We start from the raw sequence: 13508 nt of genomic DNA, 5'->3' as shown, positions 1-13508 counted from the left end.
TAATTTATCATTCTGCAGTACATCATCTTTTGCAGCTATATTTAACAACACTCTTTCTATCATCCTATTTCGATTTAGAATTAAATACCTAATACTCCGACAATCTGACATGCCTTGGAATTCACAATATGATAATACATCTCTAATCCTCTTCTTTCTGAGCGAAGAATTTTTCCACGCATTTTAGATAAATGCTGAGATACGGTAGATTGAGGAACATCTAATAGCTCTGTTAACTGTGTTACATTACAAATTTTGTGGTGTTCTAGCTCCTTCACAATTTGTAATCTAACTGGATGGGCCATGATTTTTAATAGTTCTATATCCGCCTCTGGAATTTTGTACATTTCATTACTTACTTGCATTGTTGTCATTTTTTATTTCTCCTTTTTTAATTTCTTTATATTTTTTATCTATTTATAGGTATTTTTTGTTTATTCGAGCATATTGTTCATAATCGCTGTATTGTTTATTCTTTTGTCTCTCTCAGATTTAATATATAGAAGTATTATGATAGCTAAAAATCCAACAAAAGATAGCATAGGTATCGAGATGAAACCGAATAAATTTAAGTAATCTTTTGTGCAAGAAACTCCTACTGAACAAATCTGCATCTCACTATTAGGAAACGCTTGAATTGTAATTTGATATACAGATAACATTAAACCGATACACGCAAATGGAAATGCATACGTGCTTACGTGCGAATCTTTTCTATATATCCCTACCCCCAATATTAATACTAATGGATACATGGCCATTCTTTGGTACCAGCACAAATCACATGGCGGCAGCTTCATCCATTCACTAAAAAACAAACTAATTAACATTGCACTAGTAGCTATCGTCCAAGCAATTACAATGTGATACTTTTGAATGATCAACATCTTATTTTCGCCTCACCTATTTTTTAAAATACAAAACATTTGCTAGTATATGACTAGTTTATTTCCGTGTTTCGAGTACCCTGTTTCAATAGAAAGTATCCAATCATTGATATCTTCTCAGTCGTATCCCCTCTCTTTTAATTCTAGAGGGAAAAGATTTTCAAAATCACCACGCATTTCGTACATGGTTTCTAATGCTTTTTCTAGCGAACCAAATCTATATACCATGTGTGTATGTACTTTTTTGTTTTTCTTTTCTCCTACAACTAAATATACATACCGTCTTTCTTTCGCTAAAACAAACTTTAAAAATCCAAGTACTTGACTCACCTTTCAACTCCTTTTCGGCTTTCCTTACCAAACTTAAAAGGATATGAGTAAGGAAAACTATTTAGCTTTAATTACCAATTTAATAAATGTCCCGTTTTTTTGCTTTGAAAATACAAGAAAACGCTCATCATCACAATATTTATTACACCTGCTGCAGCACCAATTTTGGAGATAACATACACATATTCATTATTACTAAATGGCAATAGACTCGCGAAAATAAATAAAATTGAAATGATAAAGGATAAGAGCATATTTCTTCTGTTTTCATTCATTCAAAAAACCTCCATTTTGCACAAATATTTGTATTGCAATGGGTTAGGGTGTTAAGCTGCATCTTTACGGTTATAATGCTGGTTCTTTTCATCTACAAAGCCTTTAATGCTCCATACGCCAACCTTTGATTCTTTTGCTTCATTTTCTGCTTCTTTCATTTCAGATAGAATTGTAGTATTAGGTCTAGAAATATAGGCTATAATCCCATAACCCGACTTGACCATTAATTCGTTGATGTGTATTCCATCGCAAAATACATAAGCCAATTTTCTACCGTATTTGTCTTCTTTTGGTCCCCGATCATAAACAAATGTTACACTTTTCCCTTCTAGCTGTTTCTTTAAAAAGGAAGATGGTTCTTTTCCCATCTTTTGTGGTGGAATTTTTTGAGATACAGACTCAGGGGTATCTAATAACAGTAACCTTACCATCTGTTTCTGCCCCTTTACGTTTACGTCTATTGTATCTCCGTCTTTTATATGTAATACCTTCCCTTTAACGGTCTCTAAGTCTTTTAATTTCCCCTTATAATCCCCTGGAATATCAACAATACCTTTCCCTTCTACGTGCTGTTGTATTCCGTTTTGTACTGCTTGGGCAGGTCTCGAATCATTTTTTGTTTGCGTCGAATTGCTACATGCTGTCATTTGAAATACAAATGATGTTATACAAATAGCCTTAATTCATATTTTCATATCGGAAATTCTTCCTCCTAATCAAAATACGTAAATAGCTACATCTAATAAACAAACGGACTCTCTATTGTATTTACTTCTCGATAATTACAACATAGGCAATACTGTATCCATTTTGGATAATCATTATAAAGTGCTCTAAATGAGCGTTTCTTGCAATTCGGGCATATTGACACTATGTTTTTTTCATTCTCTTCCTGACTTTTCAATTTTTCAAAAGAAACATTAGTAGATGCTATATTACTGGTACACAATATACATCCCCCTTTTCAGTCTTGAAATCTTAAAAACAAATATAAAAGGACACACCTATCGCATATGTATGCGTAGGTGTGTCCTTTTGCAAGATAGTTTTAGAAGTATTTTGTTACTTTCATCATATCATACTTCTTATTAATTTTATATACGAAATTAAAGATTTTACGATATTATTTCTTTTTCTCATGTATAAACATAATGCGTTGTTTTTGTATAACATAGCTTAATTTTGCATCAAGTTTTTCTCCATTATTCCTATTTTCAAAACTTGAAATTGTATTGGTCATATTCTTTCTAATAACTTTTTTTATTTCGTGCTAGTTATTTTCTTTTTCAACATGATGTTATTTTTCTTTTATTTTGGGTAAACAAATATTACGGGTAGAAAAACGAAAAATTTCTCTTATTCTAAAATAATTCCCTCGACACAAAGATACTATCTCGTACAAGCATTCAACTTAATAAATATGTTTTAGGAAGGTTAGAAAAAATGGATATTTTATTAGCGATTTTACCAGCATTATTTTGGGGAAGTATTGTACTCTTCAACGTTAAACTAGGAGGCGGTCCTTACAGTCAAATACTTGGAACTACCCTTGGCGCTCTAGTTTTTTCTATCGGTGTTTATATTTTTATAAAACCCGTTTTGACGCCCATGATGATAATTGTCGGGATTATATCTGGCCTATTTTGGGCATTAGGACAAGCCAATCAATTGAAAAGTATTGATTTAATTGGGGTTTCTAAAACAATGCCTATTTCAACAGGGATGCAATTAGTTTCGACTACTTTATTTGGGGTCATTGTATTTCATGAATGGTCAACAACAACATCTGTTGTATTAGGTGTTCTGGCACTTCTTTGTATCATAATCGGAATCGTTCTCACATCTCTCCAAAGCAAAGAGGAGAAAAACGATGAACAAAAAGGAAATTTCAAAAAAGGGATTGTGATGTTATTAATTTCAACTCTTGGTTACTTAGTATATGTGGTAATTATCCGCCTATTCGGTATAGACGGATGGTCAGCGTTATTACCACAAGCCATTGGTATGGTGTTAGGTGGAATTCTACTAACCTTTAAGCATCAACCATTTAATAAATATGCGATTCGCAATATTATTCCTGGTTTAATTTGGGCAGCAGGAAATATGTTTTTATTTATTTCCCAGCCGCGTGTAGGGGTGGCAACAAGCTTTTCCCTTTCCCAAATGGGGATCGTGATCTCAACTTTAGGTGGAATTTTTATATTAGGTGAAAAGAAAACAAAACGACAATTTATTGCGATTGTCATTGGAATTATCTTCATTATTGCAGCTGGCATTATGTTAGGAATTGCTAAAGGATAAAAAGGAGGAAAAAATTATGTATACAGATTTAAAAGGGAAAGTTGTTGTTATTACGGGTGCATCCACAGGATTAGGAAGAGCGATGGCAATTCGTTTTGGAGAAGAACAAGCCAAAGTTGTAATTAATTATTATTCAAACGAATCAGAAGCAAATGAGGTAGTACAAGTAGTTAAACAAGCAGGTGGAGAAGCGATTGCGGTAAAAGGAGATGTAACAGTTGAATCAGATGTTATCAATCTCGTTAAATCTGCTGTGAAAGAATTTGGTACACTGGATGTCATGATTAATAATGCGGGTATTGAAAATTCAGTACCTTCATATGAAATGCCATTAAGTGATTGGAATAAGGTAATTGCTACGAATTTAACAGGGGCTTTCTTAGGGAGCCGGGAAGCAATTAAATATTTTGTTGAGCATGATATTAAAGGTAGTGTTATTAATATGTCAAGCGTTCACGAGCAAATTCCATGGCCATTATTTGTACACTATGCAGCAAGTAAAGGTGGCGTTAAGCTAATGACAGAAACATTAGCACTAGAATATGCACCAAAAGGAATCCGTGTAAATAATATTGGGCCTGGTGCTATGAATACGCCGATTAATGCTGAAAAATTTGCAGATCCAGAAAAACGTGCCGATGTTGAAAGTATGGTTCCTATGGGATATATCGGAGAACCGAAAGAAATTGCAGCGGTAGCAGCATGGCTTGCTTCTTCACAAGCGAGCTATGTAACAGGTATTACACTGTTTGCTGATGGTGGTATGTCGCTATATCCATCTTTCCAAGCTGGACGTGGTTGATTGATATATAACTAAATTAGTTACTTTCAATATGTTTAAATGCGGCAGTTAGCTTTTTTATTGAATAACTTTTTAATTATTCGTGACATCACATACATTTTGTAAAAAATACACTTTTCTTTCTGTAGAATTATAGGAAAGGATAAAGTTATTTTATTTTAGGTTTACAATTTCGCTTTAGTTAAATGCCGATGGGTAAAGAAGCCCTATAATAAATTTAATATTATAATCAAAAAAAAGGAATACCTTATAATAAAGGATTCCTTTTTTTTGATTATATAGCTGCTATTTAAAAACAAATAATGTTATACAAGCGATCTTAATCCAAGACTTCATCGTATTAACTATTAAAAAATTTAGATGTTAGCTATATTTCTGAAGTATACAATGTGACCATTCCATGTGTTCTATTTTCACTTGATATAATTAATTTGGTAATATTCTTAGGCGTAAATCGATATATAGAAATAGTTGGACCAGGATTATTAGATTTAAAGTGAATAACTTCTTCATTATCAATAAAACCTTGAATATAGCTTTCACTTCCTTCAAAAAATTGAAAATGAGCTGACACTGATATAATCTCGCCAGTGTTCTCAAATAAAATTATTGAATTTCTATATGTATCAAAATTAATAAGTTTCATTTTTGACATAATTAGGATGCTCCCTTCTATGAAAGCATGATGATTAAAGCATACTACCATTTAAAGCAATTCTTTTATTACCATGTGTAAGTTCTAATGTTTTATTGAGAAAATACAAGCCATCTTGCTGATGTGAAATCATAATTAATATATTACAAAGATTGTAATTTTGAAGTATCTCATACATAAGATTTCTTGTATCAATATGTAAATTAGATGCTGCTTCATCTAATATTATTATATCCCTTTTTGTGAGGATAGCCCTTAAAAAGGCTATGAATTGTGCTTGACCTCCTGAAACACTGGAACCATCTTGTACAATTATAGTATCTAATCCATTCTCAAATCTGTTGAGATGTGATGTTAAATGATACCTTTTCATTAACTTAACTACATCTTCTTTCGTTTTATTTGTTTGTCCATATAATATATTATCTAATATAGTTCCTTTAAACAAAAATATATTTTGTGAAACTATACCTATTCTATCTCTAACACTTTCTTTATGTATTAAGTTATAGTCAATATTATTTATCAATATCTTTCCACTTTCAGGTTGATATAAACCTGTTAATAATTTTATAAAGGTAGATTTTCCTGATCCATTTATACCATCAATTAATAACTTGTCACCCTTTTCAATTTGCACGTTTAAATGATCAAATATCAAATCACTATTTCCATTATATTTAAAACAAACATCTTTAAATTCTATTGAATTAATTGGTTCTTTCATTATATTTGTACCTAGTGTATTTTCAACATCTAAATTGAAGAACTCCTTAATTCTCTTAATACTAATACACACGGGTTTTAGAGTTATATCTAAGCTGCCTAAAGCTTGGGTAGTCGCAAGGAGTTTAGCCATATAAATTGAAAATGAAGTATACACCCCTATAGTAAGCTGGTTTTGTAAAATTAAAATACCTGATACCAGTAATACTATTACTGTAACAAAGTTATTTGTTACTATTAAATTTTGCATAAAGAAAATAAAATGTAAACTTTGTTTTAGCGCACTTTTAATTACATTATTTAATTTACTCTTAATCTTATTGGTTTGTATATTTTTACCGTTTAATAATTTTATATCCTCTATTCCATTTAAGGTTTCATACATTTCTGCGTTTAATACTGCCGATGACTCGTATACGTTTGTGGTACTTTTTGATATCATTTTAGAAGAATGTTTGGATATTATAAAATATATTGGGATAATAATTACTATGATACCTGTAAGTTTAACACTTAAATTAAACATTATAAATAAAGCAAAGAAAAAATCGAATATACCTGAAAAAACCCTTAATAAATTTGGAGAAAATAATGCACTTACATTACCAGATTCAGCAATTCTGCTAAGAATGTAACCTTTCTCCTTCTGATTAATATAAGAAAGAGGCGCATCTATAATATTACTTATCATAGATAATCGAATTTCATTAACTACATTTTGTTGTACACGAGTAAATAAATACTCATAACCTATCGATATTAAATAGTTAATACAATAAATTAATAAGAGTATAAGAGTTGTTTTTAATAATTGATCGTAGCTTTTGTTTAATAGTATAACTTTATCAATAATGTAGCCAATAATATATGGTATCGGTGCGATAATCAAAGAAGCTATAACCATCCCAATTAAACCAAAAGCTAACAAAGTTTTTGTATTTTTCAAATACGGATATAAAAATAATAACTCTTTATAAGAAATTTGAATTTCATCTTGTTTATTTATCTTCTTATTCACCCTCTTTCTCCTCCTTTGTCTATTTATTATATTAATTTACGAATCAATATAATGAGGTTTATATAATTCCATAGATATCTTGAGACCTTATCCCGACGCATTATCTATGGAATTATATTGGTTTATCCTCAGAAACTTAACAATATTCATCTCATCCAATCATACTAATTTTGCCCTACCATTAATGGCTCCTTAATTATTTCAGGGACATGATTTTTAAACCATTTACATTTATCGCCAATTTCTTGTGCTTTTATAAAGCTTCTTAAGAAGCATGTACTACAAAAACGTTTATTTTCACACTCTTTACATTCCTCAGAGTCCATTTGAGGTGCTTGTAAGTTAAAAAATGCATTAATGTATTTGAATTTTTCATCATAAATATCTTTAATATTCTGTTCAAAAACATTACCTATACTGTTTTTCAAATCATCTAAACTATGCATAGTACACATTTTAATTTCACCATCAGGCGCAATCACAATATGTGATGTTATTGCACCACAATTCCTAATCTCAGCGCGCGCACCTTCATATAATGAAACAAATTTAGGATATTTTTTATTTATTTTCAACAATGCTTCACCATATGTTTTAACATCCTCTTCATTTAAATAAAGATCACTACATCCTAAGGCTCTTCCCATGGGTATTACTGGAGATACCCCAATACTATCAATCCCTAAATTATGTACCCATTCAGCTATATCTTCTACCTCGTGCACATTCAAATGTGTAACTATTGTGGCGATCCGCAAACGAACATCATTTTCGGCTAATTTCATTATGTTATTTTTAATTTTATGAAGTGTATTAGGAACTTTAAAGAACCAAGTCAAATAATTATCATCTAAGCTATGCATATCAATTTGCACAAATGTTTTCGACTTATTTTTTATTATTATGTCCATAACTTTATCAGAAAGAGCTATACCATTGGTCAACAGTGTTATTTGAGAAAAATCCAAGTTAAGTGCATATAACAATATCTCTTTTAGATTTGGATGTACTGTTATATCACCGCCCGTAAGTTCAATTAATTTCACTCCTATATTATTTAAGTCATCTAATAAGGATTTTATTTGATCTAAGCTCATTACTTTTGGCTTTACTGCTCCAAAATCTCCATAGCAATGACGACATCTTACATTACATCTGTTTGTGATTTCAATTGAAGCCACTTTTGGATATATAGTCTGTTCTTCAATTAAATTAACTGGTACATTTATAGGTTCTTCTTGCGTACCAATGTTCATATTGTAAACTTTGGATACATTATTTAAAAATGCATTTAATTTCTTTTCAATACTTATTGGATCTTCACTGTATTTTAAAGACAAGAAAGATACAACTTGTCCATATGTTTTAGTACCATCAATTAACTCAATAATTTCAGTGGCGGTTTTATTTATCGTAAATGTATTTTCGTTTTTGAGTGTGGGAGCGCTTTCGTTTGGGTTTTTATGAACTACCAACATAGATTCATAATTTGATGTGAATTTTCTTATTTCTAGCTTTTCTTTCCAAAATAAATAGCCATTCACTTTAATCATCTCCTATAAAATTTAAATTTGTTTTTAGTTTATGTATTACAAAAATCCCATACTCGTTTTCGATAAATTTATAGGACTTATTCTTAACATAACTGTTTGTCATTAGAATAAGTCCTAATTTAATTTCACCATAAACACTCTCACATTTTTAAATTTTAACTTGCAGTACTAGCTCCGGTTGCCGCAGTAACTAGATTTAATAACTCTACAGAACATGCTGCACATACTAAGCAACTCCAACAAGTCCAATCCCTTGGTTGTACTACTGGTGTTTCCATTTAGAACATCTCCTTTTTGGTTATTTATTTTTCTTCTAGAAAATTCATTTGACCAAAAGTGCTCATTCTCTTAGTGCCTTTAACCAAAAAACTTCTAAAAGGATATTAGCTTGCAGTACTAGCCCCTGTTGCCGCAGTAACTAAATTTAATAATTCCACAGAACATGCTGCACATACTAAGCAACTCCAACAAGTCCAATCCCTTGGTTGTACTACTGGTGTTTCCATTTAGAACATCTCCTTTTTGATTATTTATTTTTCTCCTAGAAAGTCTAATTTGACCAAAAGTGCTCATTCTCTTAGTGCTTTTAACCAAAAAACTTCTGAAAGGATATTAGCTTGCAGTACTAGCCCCTGTTGCCGCAGTAACTAAATTTAATAATTCCACAGAACATGCTGCACATACTAAACAACTCCAACAAGTCCAGTCCCTTGGTTGTACTACTGGTGTTTCCATTTGACCTACCCCCTTTTCTGTATTGTGTGGTGCGACTAAAGTATAACTCCCTATGTTTTATAAAAACAATCAAAAAATTTCAAACATTTTGTGTGTGTTTCTTTAATATTTTGTGACATATATTTACAAAACTTTCTTTTTGGTTTATTTAAAATAACAAATATCTTTATTAACTGATACTAAAAATTTTATTTATGAAAAGTTATTTAATCGCAGTATATCTTGTTAAACTGCTTTTTATAATTTATAATGTTAACTGTGTATGGTGTGTATGGTGTGCATTACATAACATAACACTCATCGATAGAGAGGTTGTTTAATGAAAATAGTCTTAAGTAATGTATCAAGTCTGCCTTTATATCAACAGATAAAGGAGCAAATTAAGGAATCCATATTTAACAATGAATTAAAAGAGGGTGAACAATTACCATCAATCCGCTCACTTGCTAACGACTTACATGTAAGTGTACTTACTACAAAAAGAGTTTATGCAGAATTAGAAACAGAAGGCTTTATTATTACAAAGGTTGGAAAAGGGACCTATGTAGCTCCTACAAATTTAGAGTTGTTAATGGAGTCCAAACGCCGGATGGTAGAAGTTAAACTTACTGAAGTTTGTCAAATGGCTCGTAGTATAGGTATTCATGCAGATGATCTCCATTCAATTTTAGATTTAATTTTAGAGGAGGAGAATGAAAAATGAATGTTGTGTTAGAAGTAAATAATTTAAATAAATCTTACGGAAATTTTTCGTTAAAAGATGTTACCTTTTCACTTAATACAGACTGTATAACAGGATTTATCGGTACAAATGGTTCTGGAAAGACCACTACAATTAAAGCGATTTTGGGTCTTATTTTAAAAGATTCTGGGAAAATTAATTTTCTAGGAAAAGATATGGATAAGCATGAAAGAAAGTCTAAAAACAAAATTGGTATTGTGCTAGACGAGGGCTATTTTTATGATGAATTAACAGTAAAGGAAATGAAAAATGTTATTGCTCCATCCTACACTGAATGGGATGAAACAGTTTTCCAAAATTATATTAAAAAGTTTAACTTAAATCTAGAACAAAAAATCTCTACTCTATCCAAAGGAATGCGAATGAAATTTGCAGTTGCATTAGCCCTATCCCATCATGCAGATCTATTAATAATGGATGAACCAACAAGTGGCTTGGATCCATTAGTACGGAGTGAATTAATGGATATTCTCCTTGATTTCATGAAAGAGCCGGGGAAAAGCGTATTTTTTTCCACTCATATTACATCTGATTTAGATAAAATTGCTGATATGATTATTTTAATTGATGATGGAAAAGTTTTAGTAAATGATGAAAAAGATGTTTTAATAGATACACATGCATTGGTAAAGGGCGACAACCGCTTAATTAATAAACAAACAAGACCTCTTTTTTTAAATTTACATCAAACTCACTATGGATTTGAAGGGATTACTAATAAAAAAGATGATGTACGTCGACTCATGCCTGATGTATTAATAGAAAGACCAACTATTGAGGAGATTATGCTTTCATATATTGGGGGGAACATCCATGTTAATTAACCTAGTGATGAAAGACTTTTTGTTAGTCAAAAAATATTTTCTAATCTTACTCGTTTTTGCTGCTATAGCTCCTATTTATCTTTCTTCACAATTACAATTAAACGATGGCGGTCTTGTTAGCTTTCTTTTAACCGTTATTTTGATGGAATATATTTTGTTCGGAACGGTATCCAAATTTGAGGATCAGTACAAGGGAGCGGCTTTACTTTGTGCTACCCCATACACACGAAGCGCATTTGTAAAAGCGAAGTACCTTTTTCTTTTTGTAATTTTTATTTGTGCAGCTATTATCCGTATAATCATTTCAGTTGTCGCACCATCGGGCATAGAAAGCCTGAGCGCTAGCGCTCTTGGAATAACTTTTTTAACTCTAAGTATTTTATTTGGTGTACTACTTCCTGTTCAGTTTAAATTTGGTTATGACAAAACCAAAATCATATCACTTTTAACTGCTTTTTTAATACCTTTTGTTGCTCCTACTCTTATAAGGGGACTACAATCAAGTGATATTGATTTCAAAAGTATTTTTCCATTCTCACCAACTGTCCTAACATGGATGCCTTGTTTCATCTCAATTATTATTGGTTTTATATCAATGATAATATCTCTGAAAGTATATGCAAAAAAAGATTTATAATTTAAATTTGAAATCATAGGAATGAGTAATTAAATACTTTATATATTTAATTACTCATTCCCTTTTATTTAATTCTCTTCTCTAATGAACTTATTCCTAAAATACATTTTATCGATATCAAAGTGAATAAATTTTTCAAATCACTAATTCCCTTAACATCTCTTTTCATTAACGATTTAGTAAACTAAGGATTATACATAATATATCAAGAGGTGATTTTATGAAAAAAATAATTAAATTCCTTTTGTTAATTAACTTGATTTCCGGAACTTTCATACCTATTACTACAGTTCATGCTGAAAATAAATCACAATATTATACTATAATGTTGAAGAATTATGAAAATAACCAAAAACTAGCTAGTAAGTTTCAAAAATATGATATGCAAGTAGTCTATAGTGTCCCAGAGATTGGTGTTATACAAGTGAAAGCTACCGAAAAAGCAATGAATATTGTTCATTCGGATCCTAATATAGATTCATATAATAAGTCATTACAATCGTTTAATTCAAGAGAAGTAGCAACCAATGTCTCTTCCCCCCTACCCTTAAATGAAATATGGGAGAATCAATGGGATATGCAACAAGTAACCCATAATGGTGATAGCTATAGACTATATCCAGGAACTAAAAATGTAACTGTTGGTATCATTGATTCAGGCATTGATATAAATCATCCTGATTTAAAAGATAACATTTCACCTGGATCTAAAAATTTAGTACCTAAAGGTGGATTTAGAGAGCAAGAATCTCAAGAAACAGGTGAATTAAATCGCCTAATAGATCTAAGAGGACATGGAACTTTTACTGCTGGACAGGTTGCAGCTAATGGTTTTATGAAAGGGGTTGCTCCTGGTATTGGAATTAAAATGTATAGAGTGTTTGGTAATGGAGCAGGTGAGGCTATTTGGGTTATTAAAGCCATAGTTGAAGCTGCGAAAGATAATGTTGATGTTATCAATTTAAGTTTAGGCGAATACCTCATCAATGGTATAGTATCTTCTTCAGACGGTGAATCTAGTGAGGAATTATCCGAAATTAAAGCTTATAGAAAAGCCATTAAATATGCTAAATCAAAGGGAAGTATTATAGTTGCTGCGGCTGGTAATGATGCTCTTGATGTTACTAACAAGCAGGAAATGAATGATTTTTTTAGAAAAAAAAATGAAAATACTGGGATAACATTTACTGGAGAAGTATTAGATGTTCCTGCTGAGTTGCCAAATATAGTAACAGTTTCATCTGTTGGTCCATCTAAATTACTCTCCTTATTTTCAAATTATGGTGAAAGTTTTATAGATATTGCTGCACCTGGAGGAGATAATAGATTATTTCAGCAATATGGTTTAGAACAGTGGGTAAAAAATAAGTTAATGTTAAAAGAACTAATATTAACTACTGCCCCTGGTGGTGGCTATGCTCTCTCTATAGGGGTTTCACTTGCCGCTCCAAAAGTGTCAGGTGCTTTAGCATTAATTATTGATAAAAATAATTTTAAAAAAAATCCAGATAAGGCCGTGAGATATCTTTATAAAAATGGAGTTAGCAATGATACCCCTACTAATAAAAGTTTTTTTGGTAATGGTTTGCTTGATGTCTATAAAGCGATTTCCCAATAAAATATATACACTTCAATTTGGTTTTAAACTAACAATTGATAGTGATTTTTTGATGGAACCTTTATTTAAAGCAAGTCTAATTGCCTTAAATAAAGGTTTTTTATTATATTGAATTAAATTTTTCCATATCCATCTATTAGATTCCCTATTTAGTCATTCTTGGATCCCACTTTTACTAATAACCTTAACAAGTGGTTATTTGCATAATTAGACTATTGTATCCAAAATTAAAAAACACTATTCTTCCTTTATATTTCCACAGAGAGAAAGGCGTTTTCCCCTCAGATATTTCTCTAAACTTTTGAGAGAGATATTAATGGAAGATTGTTATTCCCTATGTTCCTCTACCACCTTATAGTAATCAATTTTTTCTTCAATAAACAATATACTACTCGGAGTATACC

Annotated in this window: 17 protein-coding genes and 1 pseudogene; 6 read left to right on the top strand and 12 right to left on the bottom strand. The window is 31.0% G+C overall.

The window, feature by feature from the left end; all coding sequences use genetic code 11:
- Nucleotides 1-80: 80 nt before the first annotated feature.
- From MKY21_RS28070 to MKY21_RS28045, 6 genes and pseudogenes are all read right to left on the bottom strand, one after another.
- On the bottom strand, nt 81-374 hold the full coding sequence (locus MKY21_RS28070) for an ArsR/SmtB family transcription factor (RefSeq protein WP_000210390.1): 294 nt from the start codon (nt 372-374) through the stop codon (nt 81-83).
- Between the two features lie 60 nt (nt 375-434).
- The gene (locus tag MKY21_RS28065) at nt 435-887 is read right to left on the bottom strand and encodes a disulfide oxidoreductase (RefSeq protein ID WP_000905546.1); all 453 of its coding nucleotides are present in this window, start codon (nt 885-887) and stop codon (nt 435-437) included.
- Between the two features lie 42 nt (nt 888-929).
- Nucleotides 930-1217: pseudogene (locus MKY21_RS28060) on the bottom strand (hypothetical protein).
- A gap of 71 nt (nt 1218-1288) precedes the next feature.
- Complete coding sequence (locus tag MKY21_RS28055; protein WP_097807911.1) at nt 1289-1492, bottom strand: hypothetical protein; 204 nt, start codon at nt 1490-1492, stop codon at nt 1289-1291.
- A gap of 51 nt (nt 1493-1543) precedes the next feature.
- The gene (locus MKY21_RS28050) at nt 1544-2140 is read right to left on the bottom strand and encodes a thermonuclease family protein (RefSeq protein WP_098606323.1); all 597 of its coding nucleotides are present in this window, start codon (nt 2138-2140) and stop codon (nt 1544-1546) included.
- A gap of 92 nt (nt 2141-2232) precedes the next feature.
- Complete coding sequence (locus MKY21_RS28045) at nt 2233-2442, bottom strand: hypothetical protein (RefSeq protein ID WP_000337626.1); 210 nt, start codon at nt 2440-2442, stop codon at nt 2233-2235.
- Nucleotides 2443-2936: 494 nt separating this feature from the next.
- Here MKY21_RS28045 and MKY21_RS28040 point away from each other — a divergent pair, with 494 nt between their 5' ends.
- Both MKY21_RS28040 and gdh read left to right on the top strand, forming a co-directional pair.
- Nucleotides 2937-3794, top strand: a complete 858-nt coding sequence (locus tag MKY21_RS28040; protein WP_098606322.1) for a RhaT/GlcU family sugar-proton symporter — start codon at nt 2937-2939, stop codon at nt 3792-3794.
- Nucleotides 3795-3810: 16 nt separating this feature from the next.
- A complete protein-coding gene (gene gdh / locus MKY21_RS28035; protein WP_000287799.1) occupies nt 3811-4596 on the top strand; it encodes a glucose 1-dehydrogenase in 786 nt (261 codons plus the stop codon).
- A gap of 367 nt (nt 4597-4963) precedes the next feature.
- On the opposite strand, the gene MKY21_RS28030 is transcribed toward gdh, so the two are convergent.
- From MKY21_RS28030 to tucA (MKY21_RS28005), 6 genes are all read right to left on the bottom strand, one after another.
- The gene (locus MKY21_RS28030) at nt 4964-5251 is read right to left on the bottom strand and encodes a hypothetical protein (protein ID WP_086412017.1); all 288 of its coding nucleotides are present in this window, start codon (nt 5249-5251) and stop codon (nt 4964-4966) included.
- A 34-nt stretch (nt 5252-5285) separates the two neighbouring features.
- The gene (locus tag MKY21_RS28025; protein ID WP_086412018.1) at nt 5286-6995 is read right to left on the bottom strand and encodes an ABC transporter ATP-binding protein; all 1710 of its coding nucleotides are present in this window, start codon (nt 6993-6995) and stop codon (nt 5286-5288) included.
- 164 nt (nt 6996-7159) lie between these two features.
- Nucleotides 7160-8548, bottom strand: a complete 1389-nt coding sequence (locus tag MKY21_RS28020; protein WP_002197114.1) for a radical SAM/SPASM domain-containing protein — start codon at nt 8546-8548, stop codon at nt 7160-7162.
- A 155-nt stretch (nt 8549-8703) separates the two neighbouring features.
- Nucleotides 8704-8826: a subclass IId bacteriocin thuricin17 gene (gene tucA, locus MKY21_RS28015; protein ID WP_000449799.1), complete on the bottom strand. Its 123-nt coding sequence runs from the start codon at nt 8824-8826 to the stop codon at nt 8704-8706.
- A gap of 105 nt (nt 8827-8931) precedes the next feature.
- A complete protein-coding gene (gene tucA / locus MKY21_RS28010) occupies nt 8932-9054 on the bottom strand; it encodes a subclass IId bacteriocin thuricin17 (RefSeq protein ID WP_000449799.1) in 123 nt (40 codons plus the stop codon).
- Nucleotides 9055-9160: 106 nt separating this feature from the next.
- Complete coding sequence (gene tucA / locus MKY21_RS28005) at nt 9161-9283, bottom strand: subclass IId bacteriocin thuricin17 (RefSeq protein WP_000449799.1); 123 nt, start codon at nt 9281-9283, stop codon at nt 9161-9163.
- A gap of 319 nt (nt 9284-9602) precedes the next feature.
- Here tucA (MKY21_RS28005) and MKY21_RS28000 point away from each other — a divergent pair, with 319 nt between their 5' ends.
- The 4 genes from MKY21_RS28000 to MKY21_RS27985 all read left to right on the top strand — a co-directional run bounded on the left by MKY21_RS28000 (nt 9603) and on the right by MKY21_RS27985 (nt 13104).
- The gene (locus MKY21_RS28000; protein WP_000706800.1) at nt 9603-9986 is read left to right on the top strand and encodes a GntR family transcriptional regulator; all 384 of its coding nucleotides are present in this window, start codon (nt 9603-9605) and stop codon (nt 9984-9986) included.
- Nucleotides 9983-10849 (top strand): ABC transporter ATP-binding protein, encoded by an 867-nt coding sequence (locus MKY21_RS27995; RefSeq protein WP_001103609.1) that lies wholly within the window; start codon nt 9983-9985, stop codon nt 10847-10849. Before MKY21_RS28000 ends, MKY21_RS27995 begins: the two co-directional genes overlap by 4 nt.
- Nucleotides 10839-11486, top strand: a complete 648-nt coding sequence (locus MKY21_RS27990; RefSeq protein WP_000906771.1) for an ABC-2 transporter permease — start codon at nt 10839-10841, stop codon at nt 11484-11486. Before MKY21_RS27995 ends, MKY21_RS27990 begins: the two co-directional genes overlap by 11 nt.
- Nucleotides 11487-11706: 220 nt before the next feature.
- Nucleotides 11707-13104: a S8 family peptidase gene (locus MKY21_RS27985; protein WP_016090598.1), complete on the top strand. Its 1398-nt coding sequence runs from the start codon at nt 11707-11709 to the stop codon at nt 13102-13104.
- Nucleotides 13105-13508 lie beyond the last annotated feature (404 nt).

It is taken from the genome of Bacillus sp. FSL R9-9497, assembly GCF_038005805.1.
Classification (GTDB): domain Bacteria; phylum Bacillota; class Bacilli; order Bacillales; family Bacillaceae_G; genus Bacillus_A; species Bacillus_A cereus.
This window is presented reverse-complemented; position numbering and strand designations above follow the sequence as displayed.